This is a genomic window from Legionella navarrensis (genome assembly GCF_052527415.1).
The window spans coordinates 80,300-96,168 of sequence record NZ_JBNVZR010000013.1 but is presented as its reverse complement, the minus strand read 5'-3'; the positions used below and the strand labels follow the sequence as shown (position 1 = coordinate 96,168).

Below are 15,869 nucleotides of genomic sequence, written 5' to 3'. Positions count from 1 at the left end.
TTTATTATTTGACTAATTGATCGAAGGTGATAATGTCGCCAAAGCAAGTATCAGTCTGTGATAGTGTGGCAATTACAGTGTTTTAACATTTGGAGAGTGTTCATCTAACTGTGTCACCTCGCCCAAGCTAGATGAACACTCCCAACATTCCCATAATTATTTTGTTGGAGCTAATGTATGCGCCTTTCCTTTTAAGGCAATATTTGATGAACCTTTTGTCTTGGCGGGATAAATAAGAGGGCCATTATTTAGATGCCCACTTATGGCTTTACCTTGGCTATCTGCACCGGTAACTTTTGCTTTATGCTCAAGTATGACAGCTTGATTTGAGTTCATGGCAAATACAGAAGATGCCAAGATTAAAGATATAGAGATCAAAATTTTTTTATTCATAGTAGTCCCTTAAAATAATGGTTTTATGTTAACTCATTATTTAGTTACATAAATAGATGCTCGATCACTTGCACTAGAGGAAGTGTCTCCTGAAATTGATGTTGTTGCCTCTAATGTGTAATTTCCGGCATAAGAAAATGAACAAGTTAGATAACTATTTGAATTGTTTGAATATGATCCACCTTTGTAAATTCTGACGGTTGTTTGATCATGGAAACAATAGGTGGAGTTAGCGCACAATTTGATATTTATAGTATAAGTTTGGTCGCTTCCAGAGGTGTTATATATAGAGAAGCTATGCGAGCCATTGGTATAAATATTACTGTTAACTGTGCCTCTGGCATTATTTGCTCGTGCACCAGTTGAAGAGGACGACAAATAAAGGTTGGTACCATTCTCTATGTGGCCAGAAGTTATAGCAACTTTACTATCTGAGCCACTAAACCATGAATGATGCTCAAGTATTTCAGCATTTCTGAGCCCCAATGCATAGCTGGATGATGTGGCTAGAAGTGTTCCGATTAAGATTGATTTTTTCATTATTTTTCCTTTATTGGACGTTGCAGTAGGTTCTTTTATTACTTAAAACTGGGTTTTTATTTTATTAATGTTCACCAAATATTAACTGAGTGTTTATCCAAGTATAACTACCATCTTTTTCTACATTATAAGGCTTTATAGAAACCCACCATAAGTTATTTTTATTTTTTATGCACGAATATTTTCCTATTTTCCCCTCACGTATAGCTTTTCTGTAATCTAGAGCTTCAAATGAGTTATTTGTGATATTGGCGTTATGTTTTAGTCTTAAATATTCGTTTTGTGCCGCACCTAAAGCATAATCCTGTTTATTAACATTATAAGTCTCAGAGCCAATCATATTATTAATAGTAATTTGGGATGGCGCAGATGCCTTTGCATTTTTGTAGGTGTAAAACACGGCTTGTTTTATATCATTTTCAGAAATATATAAACCTGGAGGTGGGGTATAATAAGCCTGCTTAATTACTAAATTTCCGCCATGAGCTTGGCAGAAATTCCTTATATCGGCATATGGTCTTTCTATTTTATTGGCGAGCAATCGAATATTGATAGAATTTTTGGACGTTTCTTTATTATAAAAGCCTGTAGCGCGACCAAGCTGATCAGTGAAGCGCTCTTTCATAAAGTCCGCTAATGAAGTGTTTTTATATTTTAGAGCAGCCTCTTTCGATAAAGGTCTTTGACAACCAGCACATATTTGGTTATCTATCATTGTGCATGAAGATATAAGAGAACTTACTGAAAGGACAAGAAACAACATTTGAAATTTACTATTTACAGAGTACATATTTAACAATCCAAACTGTCTAAAATTAAATTTATTTCCTGAAAGTGTCTACATTGCGTCTACACGACTTTTTTGAATTTTCTGAAATTCTTCGTAACTACTTGATTTTATTGGTGGGCCCACTAGGACTTGAACCTAGGACCAACGGATTATGAGTCCGCTGCTCTAACCAACTGAGCTATAGGCCCGAAACGGGGATATTGTAATCGTTGAGAGGGAATTACGCCACAACAATTTGCTGTGGCGATGGATTATTTTATATTTAGCCTTCGTCTCCTTCGAGGAAGCTGCGTAGCTTTTCGGAGCGGGAGGGGTGGCGGAGCTTTCTCAGGGCTTTGGCTTCGATTTGACGTATGCGTTCGCGGGTTACGTCGAATTGTTTGCCTACTTCCTCCAAGGTGTGGTCTGTGTTCATCTCGATGCCGAAACGCATGCGCAGCACTTTGGCTTCGCGTGGGGTCAGGGTTTCGAGAATCTCCAGTGTTGCTTCGCGCAGGCCTTCAGCCGTGGCTCTCTCGATTGGGGACTCGATATTGCTGTCTTCGATGAAATCACCGAGGTGTGAGTCTTCGTCGTCGCCTACCGGGGTTTCCATGGAGATCGGTTCTTTGGCGATTTTCAGGACTTTGCGGATTTTATCTTCGCTGAGGTCCATTTTCTCGGCCAGTTCTTCCGGCGTGGCTTCGCGGCCAGTTTCCTGCAGGATCTGACGTGATATGCGGTTGAGTTTGTTGATGGTCTCAATCATGTGCACGGGGATTCGGATGGTACGGGCCTGGTCCGCGATGGAGCGGGTTATCGCCTGTCGTATCCACCAGGTGGCGTAGGTTGAGAATTTGTAGCCGCGTCGGTATTCGAATTTATCAACGGCTTTCATCAAACCGATATTGCCTTCCTGGATCAAATCCAGGAACTGCAGGCCGCGGTTGGTGTATTTTTTGGCTATCGAGATAACCAGACGCAGGTTGGCTTCCACCATTTCTTTTTTCGCGCGGCGTGCTTTGGCTTCACCCAGCGACATCTTTTTGTTGATGTCTTTGATTTCGCTGATGGTCAAACCGTATTCAACCTCAAAAGAGGCGAGTTTGGTCTGCAGGCGGGTGATTTCTTCGCGGTATTCTTCGATGCGCGATAAGTCGAGTTTCTTTTCCTGTGCTTTGATCAGCGTTTCCAGCCAGGCAAGATCGCTCTCTTTGCCCGGGAAGGTGTCAATGAACAGCTTACGCGGGATACGTGCTTTTTCAATACACAGGCGCATGATATTACGCTCAAATTCGCGGATGTGATTGCGAAGCTGGCGGAAATGGCGTGTCAGCTTGTCTACCTGTCGTGATGTCAGTTTCAGCTTTAGAAACGACTCTGACATGGCGTCGAGCAGTTCAACGGTTTTCTTGTTGGTTCGACCCCGTTCCTGCAAGGATGCGGTGGCAAGGTTGAAGCTTTCGCGCAGTTCGTCAAAATAGACTTTGGCTACTTCAGGGTTGGGGCCGTCATCTACTTCACTGATGCCGCCTTCGCCGTCATCACCATCTTCATCATCCAGAATGGCCGGACCGTCTTCCGCAACAGCCAGATCGCCCTGCTGTGAATCGTCGAGCATGGAACCGATGTTGGCCGGTGGGGCTTCTTCTTCGCTGTCGGAGAAACCGCTGATGATTTCGCTCAGACGCATTTCTTCGCCGATGAAGCGGTCGTAATCGTCAAGAACCAGCTGCACGGTCTCGGGGTAGTGAGCCAATGAACGCAGAACCTGGTAAATACCTTCTTCGATACGCTTGGCAATGCGGATTTCACCTTCACGGGTGAGAAGCTCAACCGTACCCATCTCCCGCATGTACATACGCACAGGATCGGTGGTTCGACCGGTTTCCTTATCGACAGACAGCAGCACGCCGGCCGCTTCGTCAACGTCCTCCGGCGCCTCTTCGGTGTTGCCGAGGAGCGCCAGCTCATCCTCGCTGGGTGGTATTTCAAATACTTTGATGTTCATGCCTTCCAGCATGCTGGTGATAACATCAAAATGTTCGGTGTCAACAATGTTGGGCAGAAGGTCATTAATCTGCGCATAAGTCAGGTAATTCTGTTCCCGTCCCAGACTGATCACTTTGGTTATTTGTGATCGTTGTTGATCCTGGTCATTCGAGCGTTGCTGTTCTTGATCATTTATAGTGGTCATAGGCACTTATCAGATGAGTGATTAAAAGCTACAAAAAGGCCTCGATTATAAACCCGCAGCTCCAAACATACCAGCAAAACGTGCGTTATTTTTTATCACGTGCCGTTTGCTGCTTATTTTTCTGTATCATATCCTGCAAGACTAATTGTTCAGAATTAGTTAAGCCCTGTTTTCTTGATTTTGCAAGGAATTCGCTAATTTTATTTTCAATATTTTGTTTTTTCAGAAAATGGATGTGATCAATGAACTCATTGACGAGTGCATCATCAGGCACCTGATGGTCCCATCCAGCCAGTTTTCCCAGTGATTCGAACAGTTCTGTTTCGCGCCATAACTCTATCAGGCTGGCGGTATTCATTCCAGGGTTTTGCGCTATCTGACGTAATATTTTTTGCAGAGTTTCCTGGCCGGGGCCGTCCAGTTCGTCGATATCGATTTGTTCCTGGCATTTCTGATAGATCTCAGGATGTTGAAGAATCAGCGATACAGCCAGGCGAATGGGGGAGCGACTAATGGGTTTTTGCGTTTCGTTGACCACCGCGGCGGTCTTATCGTTAATCAGCTGCGTAACGCGATGGTTTTCTATGCGTGTAGCGCGCGACAGATCATCAATGAGCAATTGTCTGCACGCGCCGTCTGGCATCAGCTGCAGAAGCGGTTTGGCTGCGTTGATGAGGCGGCTTTTGCCGGCGGCGCTCTGGGTGTCGATGCCGGCGCTCAGGGTTTCCATCAGGTATTGATTGAGCGGGATGGCGGCATCGATGCGGGCCAGAAAGGCAGCCGTTCCTTCGGCGCGCACAAGGCTGTCGGGGTCGTGACCATCGGGCAGAAAAACAAAACGGGCGTCGAGATCGTTGTCGATCATCGCCAGACTGTTTTCCAGGGCACGCCATGCGGCTTTTTTACCGGCTTCGTCGCCGTCGAAGCAGAACACGACCTGTCTGGTGTGCTTGCTCAGCAGCTGAATATGGTAGGTGCTGGTTGCGGTGCCCAGAGCGGCCACAGCGTTGTTGATGCCGTGCTGCGCCAGCGCAATAACGTCAAGATAGCCCTCGACAATCAGAATATTTCTGACGTTTTGGTTTTGCTGCAGAATCTGATGCAGGCCATACAATTCGCGGTTTTTCTGAAAAATGATGGTTTCGGGTGAGTTGAGGTATTTCGGCTTGTCATTGGGATCGATAATCCGCCCGCCAAATCCGATGATACGCCCGTTACGGTCATGAATGGGAAACATGATCCGGTGGCGGTAACGATCATAGGTTTTGCCGTCGTCTTTCTGGATCAGCATTCCTGTAGCAATGAGGTCAGCTTTATTCGGGCGGAATTCCTGCTCCAGGGTATGCCAGCCGGCTGGAGCGTAGCCAATTTGAAAGCGTTTGGCTATTTCACCGCTTAAACCCCGATTGCGCAGATAGGCAATGGCTTCGGTGCCCGCGCGTTTCAGAGTTTGCTGGTAGTACTGGCTGACGCGACCGAGTAATTGATAGAGGCTGAGGGTCTGCTGAGTTTTTTCCGGATTACCTTCGCGCGGAACCGTCATGCCGACACGCGAAGCCAGTGTTTCCACGGCATCGGTAAAGCCCTGGTTCAGGTAGGCCATGACAAAGCTGATGGCATTTCCGCTGACGCCGCAGCCAAAACAGTGATAAAACTGTTTTTTTGCTACCACATTGAATGAAGGGGATTTTTCATTATGGAACGGGCAACAGGCCAGATAGCTGTTGCCTCGCTTTTTCAACGGCACATAGGAATCGATTAATTCGACGAGGTCAGTTCGATGAAGCAGTTCATCAAGAAATGGCCGCGGGATCAAGCCTGCCACGTTAAACCTACTGGCTCAGTTTTGACTTGATTATCGCACTTACTTTGGCCATATCAGCACGACCTTGCAGCTGAGGCTTAATGTGGGCCATGATTTTACCCATGTCACTTATTTTTGTGGCAGAGAGTTCGTTCATGGTCTGTTCAATCAACGAATTGATCTCGGCTTCAGACACCGGTTCGGGAAGGTAAGGTGTGATAATGCTTAACTCATATTCTTCCTGAGCGACCAGATCATCTCGACTGGCAGCCTGAAACTGTGCTATTGATTCTTTCCGCTGTTTTACCAGCTTGTCCAGAATAAGCAGCAGGCGGGCATCGTCTACTTCAATACGCTCATCAACTTCTATCTGTTTGATAGCCGCGGTAATCAAGCGCAGCGTACCCAGCTTTTTGCTATCGCGGGCACGCATGGTATCTTTCAGGTCGTTATTAAGACGCTCTTTGAGGGACATCATTATTTGCGACGGTGTTTGGTCGTACGACGGGCAGATGTATCGCGTGAAATCTTTTTCAGATGACGTTTTACAGCAGCTGCCTGTTTGCGTTTACGCTCAGCAGTGGGTTTTTCGTAGAACTCACGACGACGTAATTCAGTCAGAACGCCGGCTTTCTCACATGAGCGCTTGAAACGACGCAGTGCATATTCGGGGTTTTCGCCTTCTTTCACACGAACTGTGGGCATTAACTAATCCTCTGGTATAATTAAAAGTAATAGGCTGGCAATTCTAGTGGCAGTTGCGAACTCCGTCAAGTATATTTGATACGTCTTTATCCACTTGAGATAAAATCCGGTTATACTCGCGTCGCTCCATCGATGTTAATTCTTCTGATTCAGAGGTAGAAATGCGTGTTTTAGGTATTGAATCGTCCTGTGACGAAACGGGTGTTGCCATTTATGATTCCCGTGGAGGTCTGCTGGCTCAGGCGCTGTATTCGCAGATTGCTCTGCACCGTCAATACGGCGGGGTCGTACCTGAGCTGGCTTCACGTGATCATGTGAAGCATCTTGTCCCGCTGGTGGATGAGGTGCTGGCTCAGGCTGGCATGAAAAAGTCGGAGCTGGACGCCGTTGCCTATACGGCAGGACCCGGTTTGATTGGTGCCTTACTGACGGGAGCCTGTTTTGCCAAAAGCCTGGCCTTTGCTCTGGGCATACCGGCGCTGGCAGTGCACCATCTGGAAGCACACATTCTGGCGGCCAGACTGGACATGCCTGAGCTGGAATTTCCCTTTCTTGTTCTGCTTGTATCAGGTGGTCACACACAGTTGCTGGAAGCGCGTGCTCTGGGTGAATATGAACTTCTGGGGGATACCTTTGATGATGCGGTGGGTGAGGCCTTTGATAAAACGGCGAAGTTGATGGGCCTGCCATATCCCGGAGGCGCCGTACTGGCGGATCTGGCTGATCGTTATGCCCGGGATTTCCCCTCGTCCGGCGAGCCTGACTTACCAGCTTTTCCGCGTCCCATGACCAACCGGCCCGGCCTGGACTTCAGTTTCAGCGGGCTGAAAACGCATGCGCTGACAGCCTGGCTGGCCAGCCAGAAAAACGACAGGGCGCGCTCAGCCATCGCATCAGCCTTTCAGCAGGCGGTGGTGGATACGCTGGTAATTAAGTGTCAGCGGGCCGTGGCCGAGACCGGTGCCAGAAAACTGGTGATAGCCGGTGGTGTCGGTGCCAACCGTGCCTTACGGGCTGCTTTAAAGGATATGATGCAAAAGGTCGGGGGAGAGCTTTTTTTCCCGCGTATTGAATTTTGTACGGATAACGGCGCCATGGTTGCCTATGCCGGATGCCTGCATGCGCTTGCCGGAGATTTGGATTCAGGGCTGGGGATTGATGTCAGGGCACGCTGGCCATTGGGTGAGAGTCAGCTGACAAAGTAGTCAGGATCCCCGACCTGGCTGACACGCCATAATCGGGGTATGCTGTGTAGCGTTCAGCCTTGTTCTTTTTCCCCGGGCTCTTGTTTTTTTCCGGCCGTAGCTGCGGGTGCTTCTTCCGCCTGACTGGTTTTCTCAGAGACCTCCATATCATCGGCGATGGATTTGTTAAGAATATCGTCGGTCAGATCTGATAGCTGTTTATGCCGAATCCGCAGCTCGGGTTCTGTGCCGTCTATCAGGCGGGTTATGTTGTTGCGATGCTGGTATAGCACCAGAATGGTAATAATGCCCAGAGCTGGGAAGCTGTTTACGTTTCCCGAACTGACAATGGCATACAGCGGCGCCAGCGTGATGGTAACCATCGAGGCCAGAGAAGAATAACGCGAAATATTGGCCACCAGTAACCAGGTCGCTACCAGCACAACGCCCATCACAAAATGCAGACCCAGAAATGCGCCCAGCGCCGTGGCCACACCTTTGCCACCCTTAAAACCAAAGAAAACAGGGTACATATGACCAACAACCGCCGCGAGGCAGGTGAAGCCGACCACTGCGTCAGGTACTTCCAGAAATCTCGCCAGCATAACGGGCAATAAGCCTTTGAGCATATCACCCAGTAATACCAGTGCGGCGTATTTTTTTCCCGCCAGACGCATCACGTTGGTTGCACCGGGATTATGAGAACCTTCCGTACGTGGATCCGGAAGAGCGAACATCTGGCTGACGATAATGGCCGAGCACAGTGAGCCGCACACGTAAGCAATCGCGATGACTAAAATAGACAGCAAAATAACTCCCATTATGCCTCCTGGCAATTTTTCAGGTAAATAGTATCATCGAAAGAGGATCGTTTGGGAAGCTTTTTGCGGTACGACGGGCTCCACATGTGCGCTCAGGCTGGAAATTGGAGCGGTGTATCGGTATTATCGTGCTATTGATTATTAGAGGATTATCATGCGAATCAGCCTGATCGTTTTATTATGCGCTTTTATTCAGTCTGCCTGGGCTGTTGAAGATTATGAGCGTCAGCAGATCCAGCAGCGTATTCAGCCCGTTGGCAGCGTACGCACCGAGCCTGCTGCCTCAGCACCCGCGGTGGCTCCGGCCGCACAACCGGTTGCCAAGGCCTTGTCTGGTCAGGAAATATATGACAAACACTGCGTGGTCTGTCATAAAACCGGTCTGGCTGGCGCGCCGAAATTTCGTGATGAGGCGGACTGGAAACCTCGTTTGACTGCGAAAAAACTCGATGGTCTGGTAGCCTCGGCCATCAAAGGGCTTAATGCCATGCCGGCCAAAGGTACATGCAGTGATTGCAGTGACGAGGATATCAGAAAGGCTGTTGAATATATGTTGCCACAACCATGATTAACTGGCTTAACCGATACGGGCACCGAGCGGTATTTTTGATCACGCTTTTCGTTTTGCTCTGTTCTTTTTATTTTGAGCGGGTAAAAGGGCTGCAACCCTGTCCTCTGTGTCTGATGCAGCGTTTTTGTGTGATGATTGTGCTGATTACCAGTGCCCTGCTGATGCTCAGACGCCCCGGAAAGCGAACGTTGCTGAGCGTGGTTCAATGTCTGGTGGCACTTGCCGGCCCGTATTTTGCCGGCCGTCAGTTATGGCTGCAGTCCCTGCCTCCGGATCAAATCGCCTCATGCCTGCCGACCATGGACGTATTGATGCGTTATTTCCCCTGGCGTGATATTCTGCACGCTTTATTCCTGGGTGCCGCAGATTGCGGTGAAATCACCTGGCAATGGCTGGGTATTTCAATGCCGGGCTGGGTATTGCTTTATTTTGCCGGTGTTTTACTGACAACCTTGTTTATCCGCTTTATTCCGAATCGAACCTTATGACTGCCTTTACTTGTCAAGTGATAGAAAAACATGCGCATACCGAAGCACGCGTAACCCGTGTTACCACGGCGCATGGTGAATTTATAACCCCTGTTTTCATGCCCGTGGGAACACGTGCTGGTGTCAACAACATGATGCCCGGCGAGCTCTGCGCTGCGGGCAGCCAGATTATTCTGGGCGGCAATACCTATCACATGCTGTGCGCGCCAGGCATGGACGTGATCGAACAGGCCGGCGGCATGCATCCGTTCATGGGCTGGCACGGCCCCATGTTAACCGACAGCGGTGGCTTCCAGGTATTCAGCCTGTCGAAGAACCGTGAAATATGCACGATTGATGAAGAGGGGGCTCATTTTACTCTGCCAGACAGTCAGCGCCTGATTCATATGACCCCTGAAATGTCGCTGGAAACGCAAAAAATCATCGGCGCCGATATCATTATGGCCTTTGATCAATGCACCCCGGATGGCTCTTCGCGTGACGAGGTGCAGCGTATTATGGTGAGAACGCATCGCTGGCTGCAGCAATCCATGGTGTACCACCAGCAGTTTCCTCAGTCGCGTTATGGTTACAGCCAGGCTTTGTTTGGTATCGTTCAGGGTGGAATCTACGAGGATTTACGCTGCGAATGCGCTGATTTTGTAGCGTCCATGAATACCGATGGCATCGCAATCGGCGGTGAAACCGTTGGCTTTGATATGGAAAAAACGGTGCAGATTGTTCAGTGGGTCAGGCGTTTTTTACCGGAAAACAAGCCTCGCTACACCATGGGCGTCGGCATGTCGCCTCAGGATCTTCTGGACGTGGTGGCGCAGGGCATCGACATGTTTGACTGCGTTGCCCCGACAAGAAATGCACGCCATGGCGCCTTATATTGTGGTCGTGTGGTGCCGGATGGACACTGGCTGCGCTTTGACAGCGAATACGACAATCACCGGCTGCAGATTAAGAAAGCGTCTTTCGCCAATGATTTTTCACCGGTCATGGCCGATTGTACCTGCTACACCTGTCAGAACCACAGCCGTGCTTCCTTGCATCATCTGTTCAAACAGAAGGCGAATCTGTTCACCGCCCTGGCAAGTATTCATAATATTCACGTAATGCACGATGTTTGTGCTAGAATGCGCGATCTGATTCTTGGCAATCCCCGGTCAGGTCAGACTCAGCCTGCTTTATAATGGCTGATTTTTATTTAATTAACAGGAGATCTCATGATCGTTATTAATACATCCGCCGGCGTTATCAAAATTAACCTGGATGATGAAAACACCCCGAACACAGCGAACAACTTTCGCGAATACGTAAAAAGTGGCTTTTACAATGACACAATTTTTCATCGGGTGATCAGCGGATTTATGATTCAGGGCGGCGGCATGCTGGCTGACATGTCTCAGAAAAAAACGAACGAGCCAGTTAAAAACGAAGCCAAATCAGCCAAACCCAACAAGCGCGGCACTATTGCCATGGCGCGAACGAACGACCCGCATTCGGCTACGGCGCAGTTTTTTATTAATCTGGTTGATAACAGCTTTTTGAATTTCACCGGTGAAAACGCTCAGGGCTACGGCTATTGCGTCTTCGGTGAAGTGGTTGAAGGCATGGACGTAGTTGATGCGATTGGTAAAGTAAAAACCGGCAACAACAGCGGACATTCTGATGTGCCTGTTGAACCCATTGTTATTCTGAGTGTCAGCGAAGAGGCCTGATCCGGCTGTCCGACACTGGCAGGTGCGGCCGCGACCCACTGCCTGCCTGACTATCCTTTCTCCAGACTTGCAGGACGAAAGCATAAGCAGGCGATTTTACAAAAGATAAACCCGATCTTAGTCATTGCGAGCGTCAGCGAAGCAATCCATGGTTCCGTGCTCCGAACGTGGATTGCTTCGCTGACGCTCGCAATGACAGCCTATCCAGGATATGTGTTAAAATCGCTCACAACTTGCTCCTTCCTGATATACCAGCTACGCTTTGACCAGATACCATGATCTAAATCAAGGGAGTGAACATGACAACGGTTGGAACCTATCTCGCGCAGCGACTGGAAGAACTGGGTATCGCCTCCTATTTTGCCATTCCAGGCGATTATAATCTCAGTCTGCTTGACGAACTGCTTAAGCATCCGCAGCTCAACATGATCAACTGCTGCAACGAATTAAACGCCGGCTACGCAGCGGATGGCTACGCCCGTATCAAGGGTGTATCGGCTCTGGTTGTGACCTTCAGTGTAGGCGCGCTCAGTGCATTGAATGCAGTTGCCGGAGCCTACGCCGAGAACCTGCCGCTTATTGTTATCTCAGGCGGACCCAATACCAACTCCATTCAGGACGCCGAGATTCTCCATCATACGCTGGCAACGGAACATAATGATTTCGTCCGTCGTATTTTTGAGCACGTAACCGCTCACACTGTATTTATTCACCGTCCTGCCGACGCCCCGTTTCAGATTGATGAAGCCATTGCTATCGCCATGGAACGGAACAAACCGGTTTATATCGAAATTGCCTGTAATATCGCCGGCATGAGCGTATCAACGCCTACCCGGCGCGCGCTGAACAACCGCCGCTCCAGCGATACGTCGGCCTTGAGCGAGGCGCTGCGTGATGTATCAGAAAAATTAAATGCGGCTGTTAAGCCAGTGCTGATCGTTGGCAGCCGCGCGCGACACTGGCGAGGCGATGGTTTACTGGAGTCTCTCAGCACCGCCTGTGGCTACGGACTGGCGGCCATGCCAGACGCCAAGAGCTTCGTTTCCGAAGAGCACCCTAATTACATGGGAATCTACTGGGGGCCTGTCAGTACACCCGGCTGCGGGGAAATTGTTGAATCAAGCGACATGTACCTGTTTATTGGTCCCAATTTTAACGATTACACCACGGTTGGACATGTCTGTAATATTCAGCCCAAAAAATCCATTATTATTGAAGAAGGCAAAATCACGGTTCTTGGGCAAGTGTACACCGGCGTGACCATGGGCGATTTCCTCGAAGGGCTGCAGTCGCGGCTGACCTTCAACGACAGCTCACTGAAAGCGTATCAGCGGATTGCCGGTAAGGCGCCCCTGTATGATCAGCCGGATGAACGCAATACTGCGGTCACCACGCGGTTTTTGTTTGGTCAGATTCAGGCCCTGTTAAGTTCGGAACATGCCATACTGGCAGAAACCGGAGACTCCTGGTTTAACAGCATGAAACTGCAGCTGCCGGTTGACTGTCCCTTCGAAATACAAATGCAATATGGATCGATTGGCTGGTCGGTCGGTGCTCTGCTGGGCATGCAGGCGGCTCTGGGTGATAAAAAGCGGGTTGTTGCCTTGATAGGCGATGGTTCCTTCCAGATGAGTGCTCAGGAAATATCAACTCTGATTCGCTATGACTACAAACCCATTATTTTCCTGATGAATAATGCCTCATACACCATCGAGGTTCAGATTCATGATGGCCCCTACAATGTCATCAATAACTGGCAGTACAAGGATCTGGTGTCCGTATTTAACGGTGCCGCCCATGAGGCGCGTGGCTTTAAGGTCTCAACCTGGCAGGAGTTGCTCGAGGTCATGAAGATTCTGCCCACGCTGAACTGCCTGTGCTTTGTTGAGGTGATACTGGACAAGGACGATTGCAATAAAAATCTGCTCGACTGGGGCGCCAGAGTGGCAACGTACAACAGCCGGCCACCCCGCCAGTAAGCCTTGTCTGCCAATCGATCTATGCGGCCATGTTCCGCATAGAGCGATTTTTGACATACCTGCCTTGAAATGAAATACTCCACACCCTGATTTCCTATTCTGCTTACCGATGGATCCTGCTTTGCCAATGGACACACATTACCGAAAAGACATCGACGGGCTGCGGGCGATTGCTGTTTTGTCCGTGGTGTTGTTTCACGCCTTTCCCGCCCTGGTTCCCGGCGGGTTCATCGGTGTTGACGTGTTTTTCGTGATTTCCGGTTTTCTGATTTCGTCCATCATTATTCAGCAGGTAGCCAGCCAGCGCTTTCGCTGGTCAACATTTTACATCAAACGAATCAACCGTATCTTTCCGGCTCTTATTCTGGTGCTGCTGACGGCCATGATCGCCGGGTATTTTCTGCTTTTGAGCGAAGAATACAAAAATCTGAATAAGCATATTCTGGGCAGCAGTTTTTTTCTCAACAATATTCTGCTCTGGAAAGAGTCAGGCTACTTCGACGTCAGCAGCGAATTAAAACCCTTATTGCATTTGTGGTCGCTGGGGATTGAAGAGCAGTTCTATCTGATTTGGCCCGTGTTTATCTATATCATCTGGAAAAAACGCTTCAAACCCTTATCGGCCATCACCTGGGTAGTCTGCCTCTCGTTTTTATTCAATGTGCTGCGGGCCAGACATCATGGTGTGACAACGTTTTATCTTCCGCCGTCTCGTTTTTGGGAGTTAGGTCTGGGAGGCGCTCTGGCCTGTCTGCCGGTCAATCAGGGCATAGCCAGACATCCCATCGTTATAAATCTGCTGAGCGCTGCCAGCCTTATCGTTTTATCGCTTGGCATTATGCTCTTCAGCAGCCGCCTGATTTATCCTGGATGGGCAGCATTACTGCCCACTCTGTGCACCGGGATACTGCTGGCTACGCCAACGGCCTGGGTCAATCAGCGTCTCTTAAGTCTGTCGGCCTTAACCTTTGTCGGGCTGATCAGCTATCCTCTGTATCTCTGGCACTGGGAGCTCTTGTCTTTTGCGCGCATCATTTACTCTGGCACTCTGTCGAACGCGCTGACGTTAAGCCTTCTGCTGGCGAGCGCTGTTCTTGCCTGGCTGACCTGGGCATTTCTCGAAAACCCCATTCGCTTTTCCCCCGCGGGCAGGCGTCATGCGGCTGTCAGCGCTCAGATACTGGTTCTGATGCTGTTATCTCTGAGTGGACTGGCCTTTTTTATCTATATGAATCAGGGGCTGGACGGGCGGGGTCTTGTGCAGGCAAGGCAATCGCTGACCGATGACATCAAAGGATTTGAACAATATCGAAAGCTGGCAGCGACCTGTAACGCCGGCAGCCAGCAAAAAAAATCACTGACCTGGTGTATGCAGACAAGAACCGGTGCACCAACGAAGGCCCTGTGGGGAGACAGTCATGCGGATCACCTGTTCCCCGGTTTGCTGAAAGAAGATGCCTCGACGAACTGGCTGTTTGTGGGGGAGAGCGGATGCCCTCCCTTACTGAACGTACAGAGCTACTGGCTGGGCAGCGAGGATCGCTGCGTTGAGGCCAATCAAAGCGCTCTGAAACTGATTATGGATAATCCGTCCATAGACACGGTGGTGCTGGCCTCTCTGGGGCCGTTTTATATCAGTAAAACAGGGTATGCGGCACAACACATGGGCGAACATTCCCCCTCGCATTTTGTACTGCAGGACAGGGGCGCCCAGACGGCTGATATCTCACGGCTGGAGGTCTTTTATAATGGGCTGGCCCGAACAGTACAGGCATTGGAAAAAGCTGGAAAAAAAGTGGTTCTGTTTCAGGACATTCCTGAAGTGCCCTTTATGCCGGAACGCTGCATTGATCGCCCACTGGCTCCCAAAGCCGGTTGTTATCTGCAGACGGGCGCCGTTTTGTCGAGACAGCAGGAATACGCAGATTTACTGAGGCGGCTCAGCCAGAATCAGGGCGGATTGCTTATTTTTAATCCCACGCCATTTTTATGCCACGAAGGGCAATGCCCTTTGAAGCGCCAGCAGCATCTGCTCTATCGGGACAGTCATCATCTGAGTATTGCGGGCAGTGAGTACGTAGACGAAAAATTTCTGGCCTGGCTGAACTCAGTGTCTAACGCCGGTATCAGCTGAAGTCCGGGCCAACACGCTTATCCCGCAGTTTTTTAAGCTGACCCCGTTTCGTTTTCCTGTCCAGCCGTTTTTTGACGGATTGCCGCGATGCCCTGGTCGGGCGTCGCTGTCTGGGAACGATCATCGCCTTGTTGATTAAATTGATCAGGCGCTGCAGCGCGTCCTCACGATTCGATTCCTGACTGCGATACTTCTGCGCCTTGATGTTGATAATTCCATCAGACGATATACGGTAATCACGAACCTGTTGCAGGCGGGCCTTATACAAGTCTGGCAGTGACGAGTCAGCAATGTTGAAACGCAAATGAATGGCTGTTGAAACTTTATTTACATTTTGACCGCCAGCGCCCTGAGCACGAATGGGATTCATTTCAATTTCGCCGAGCGGAATGCATACATCGCTGGTGAGGGCGATGCGGTTTGTCTCAGACACGGGAGTCCTGTTGGCTGGTTCGTAATGGATTATCATGACATATTATATACCAGTTTCGCCGCAGACCAAAAGGCAGTCCGTTTCTGATTTGCCAAACTTTTTTATGATTCCTGCAAGAAACAATTGCTTTGTTGCAATAGCTTTT

Annotated in this window: 16 protein-coding genes and 1 tRNA gene; 7 read left to right on the top strand and 10 right to left on the bottom strand. The window is 49.3% G+C overall.

Going from position 1 to position 15,869, the window contains the following annotated elements:
* Nucleotides 1-156 precede the first annotated feature (156 nt).
* From ACQUTA_RS09195 to rpsU, 8 genes are all read right to left on the bottom strand, one after another.
* Nucleotides 157-393, bottom strand: coding sequence for a hypothetical protein (locus ACQUTA_RS09195; protein WP_444987940.1), 237 nt, complete (start codon nucleotides 391-393; stop codon nucleotides 157-159).
* Nucleotides 394-429: 36 nt separating this feature from the next.
* Nucleotides 430-933 (bottom strand): hypothetical protein, encoded by a 504-nt coding sequence (locus ACQUTA_RS09190; RefSeq protein ID WP_444987939.1) that lies wholly within the window; start codon nucleotides 931-933, stop codon nucleotides 430-432.
* Nucleotides 934-997: 64 nt separating this feature from the next.
* Complete coding sequence (locus ACQUTA_RS09185; RefSeq protein WP_444987938.1) at nucleotides 998-1,723, bottom strand: hypothetical protein; 726 nt, start codon at nucleotides 1,721-1,723, stop codon at nucleotides 998-1,000.
* Between the two features lie 111 nt (nucleotides 1,724-1,834).
* A tRNA-Ile gene (locus ACQUTA_RS09180) sits at nucleotides 1,835-1,911 on the bottom strand.
* A gap of 74 nt (nucleotides 1,912-1,985) precedes the next feature.
* Entirely contained in the window at nucleotides 1,986-3,899 is a 1,914-nt protein-coding gene (rpoD, locus tag ACQUTA_RS09175; RefSeq protein ID WP_444987937.1) for an RNA polymerase sigma factor RpoD, read from the bottom strand.
* 85 nt (nucleotides 3,900-3,984) lie between these two features.
* On the bottom strand, nucleotides 3,985-5,724 hold the full coding sequence (dnaG, locus tag ACQUTA_RS09170) for a DNA primase (protein WP_444987936.1): 1,740 nt from the start codon (nucleotides 5,722-5,724) through the stop codon (nucleotides 3,985-3,987).
* Between the two features lie 7 nt (nucleotides 5,725-5,731).
* Nucleotides 5,732-6,178 carry a GatB/YqeY domain-containing protein gene (locus tag ACQUTA_RS09165; protein WP_444987948.1) on the bottom strand — a complete coding sequence of 149 codons (447 nt, stop codon included), beginning with the start codon at nucleotides 6,176-6,178 and terminating at the stop codon, nucleotides 5,732-5,734.
* A 2-nt stretch (nucleotides 6,179-6,180) separates the two neighbouring features.
* Entirely contained in the window at nucleotides 6,181-6,408 is a 228-nt protein-coding gene (gene rpsU / locus ACQUTA_RS09160) for a 30S ribosomal protein S21 (RefSeq protein ID WP_444987935.1), read from the bottom strand.
* A gap of 161 nt (nucleotides 6,409-6,569) precedes the next feature.
* Here rpsU and tsaD point away from each other — a divergent pair, with 161 nt between their 5' ends.
* On the top strand, nucleotides 6,570-7,613 hold the full coding sequence (gene tsaD / locus ACQUTA_RS09155) for a tRNA (adenosine(37)-N6)-threonylcarbamoyltransferase complex transferase subunit TsaD (RefSeq protein ID WP_444987934.1): 1,044 nt from the start codon (nucleotides 6,570-6,572) through the stop codon (nucleotides 7,611-7,613).
* 53 nt (nucleotides 7,614-7,666) lie between these two features.
* Here tsaD and plsY read toward each other — a convergent pair whose 3' ends face one another.
* Nucleotides 7,667-8,413: a glycerol-3-phosphate 1-O-acyltransferase PlsY gene (gene plsY / locus ACQUTA_RS09150; RefSeq protein WP_444987933.1), complete on the bottom strand. Its 747-nt coding sequence runs from the start codon at nucleotides 8,411-8,413 to the stop codon at nucleotides 7,667-7,669.
* 154 nt (nucleotides 8,414-8,567) lie between these two features.
* Here plsY and ACQUTA_RS09145 point away from each other — a divergent pair, with 154 nt between their 5' ends.
* The 6 genes from ACQUTA_RS09145 (at nucleotide 8,568) to ACQUTA_RS09120 (ending at nucleotide 15,291) form a co-directional block, all read left to right on the top strand.
* On the top strand, nucleotides 8,568-8,981 hold the full coding sequence (locus tag ACQUTA_RS09145) for a c-type cytochrome (RefSeq protein ID WP_444987932.1): 414 nt from the start codon (nucleotides 8,568-8,570) through the stop codon (nucleotides 8,979-8,981).
* Entirely contained in the window at nucleotides 8,978-9,472 is a 495-nt protein-coding gene (locus ACQUTA_RS09140; protein ID WP_444987931.1) for a disulfide bond formation protein B, read from the top strand. Before ACQUTA_RS09145 ends, ACQUTA_RS09140 begins: the two co-directional genes overlap by 4 nt.
* The gene (gene tgt, locus ACQUTA_RS09135; protein WP_444987930.1) at nucleotides 9,469-10,650 is read left to right on the top strand and encodes a tRNA guanosine(34) transglycosylase Tgt; all 1,182 of its coding nucleotides are present in this window, start codon (nucleotides 9,469-9,471) and stop codon (nucleotides 10,648-10,650) included. The genes ACQUTA_RS09140 and tgt overlap by 4 nt, the downstream gene beginning before the upstream one ends.
* A gap of 33 nt (nucleotides 10,651-10,683) precedes the next feature.
* Nucleotides 10,684-11,178, top strand: a complete 495-nt coding sequence (locus ACQUTA_RS09130) for a peptidylprolyl isomerase (protein ID WP_444987929.1) — start codon at nucleotides 10,684-10,686, stop codon at nucleotides 11,176-11,178.
* A gap of 299 nt (nucleotides 11,179-11,477) precedes the next feature.
* Entirely contained in the window at nucleotides 11,478-13,157 is a 1,680-nt protein-coding gene (locus ACQUTA_RS09125) for a thiamine pyrophosphate-binding protein (protein ID WP_444987928.1), read from the top strand.
* Between the two features lie 127 nt (nucleotides 13,158-13,284).
* On the top strand, nucleotides 13,285-15,291 hold the full coding sequence (locus ACQUTA_RS09120) for an acyltransferase family protein (RefSeq protein ID WP_444987927.1): 2,007 nt from the start codon (nucleotides 13,285-13,287) through the stop codon (nucleotides 15,289-15,291).
* Here the strand turns inward: ACQUTA_RS09120 and arfB are convergent.
* Entirely contained in the window at nucleotides 15,284-15,760 is a 477-nt protein-coding gene (gene arfB / locus ACQUTA_RS09115; RefSeq protein WP_444987926.1) for an alternative ribosome rescue aminoacyl-tRNA hydrolase ArfB, read from the bottom strand. The genes ACQUTA_RS09120 and arfB overlap by 8 nt on opposite strands.
* Between the last annotated feature and the right edge of the window lie 109 nt (nucleotides 15,761-15,869).

Coding starts and splice junctions, on each gene's coding strand:
- ACQUTA_RS09190 (WP_444987939.1), bottom strand. CDS start 933: ATGAAAAAATCAATCTTAATCGGAACACTTCTAGCCACATCATCCAGC.
- ACQUTA_RS09185 (WP_444987938.1), bottom strand. CDS start 1,723: ATGTACTCTGTAAATAGTAAATTTCAAATGTTGTTTCTTGTCCTTTCA.
- ACQUTA_RS09195 (WP_444987940.1), bottom strand. CDS start 393: ATGAATAAAAAAATTTTGATCTCTATATCTTTAATCTTGGCATCTTCT.
- ACQUTA_RS09130 (WP_444987929.1), top strand. CDS start 10,684: ATGATCGTTATTAATACATCCGCCGGCGTTATCAAAATTAACCTGGAT.
- rpsU (WP_444987935.1), bottom strand. CDS start 6,408: ATGCCCACAGTTCGTGTGAAAGAAGGCGAAAACCCCGAATATGCACTG.
- ACQUTA_RS09145 (WP_444987932.1), top strand. CDS start 8,568: ATGCGAATCAGCCTGATCGTTTTATTATGCGCTTTTATTCAGTCTGCC.
- ACQUTA_RS09140 (WP_444987931.1), top strand. CDS start 8,978: ATGATTAACTGGCTTAACCGATACGGGCACCGAGCGGTATTTTTGATC.
- ACQUTA_RS09120 (WP_444987927.1), top strand. CDS start 13,285: ATGGACACACATTACCGAAAAGACATCGACGGGCTGCGGGCGATTGCT.
- arfB (WP_444987926.1), bottom strand. CDS start 15,760: ATGATAATCCATTACGAACCAGCCAACAGGACTCCCGTGTCTGAGACA.
- ACQUTA_RS09165 (WP_444987948.1), bottom strand. CDS start 6,178: ATGTCCCTCAAAGAGCGTCTTAATAACGACCTGAAAGATACCATGCGT.
- tsaD (WP_444987934.1), top strand. CDS start 6,570: ATGCGTGTTTTAGGTATTGAATCGTCCTGTGACGAAACGGGTGTTGCC.
- tgt (WP_444987930.1), top strand. CDS start 9,469: ATGACTGCCTTTACTTGTCAAGTGATAGAAAAACATGCGCATACCGAA.
- plsY (WP_444987933.1), bottom strand. CDS start 8,413: ATGGGAGTTATTTTGCTGTCTATTTTAGTCATCGCGATTGCTTACGTG.
- ACQUTA_RS09125 (WP_444987928.1), top strand. CDS start 11,478: ATGACAACGGTTGGAACCTATCTCGCGCAGCGACTGGAAGAACTGGGT.
- rpoD (WP_444987937.1), bottom strand. CDS start 3,899: ATGACCACTATAAATGATCAAGAACAGCAACGCTCGAATGACCAGGAT.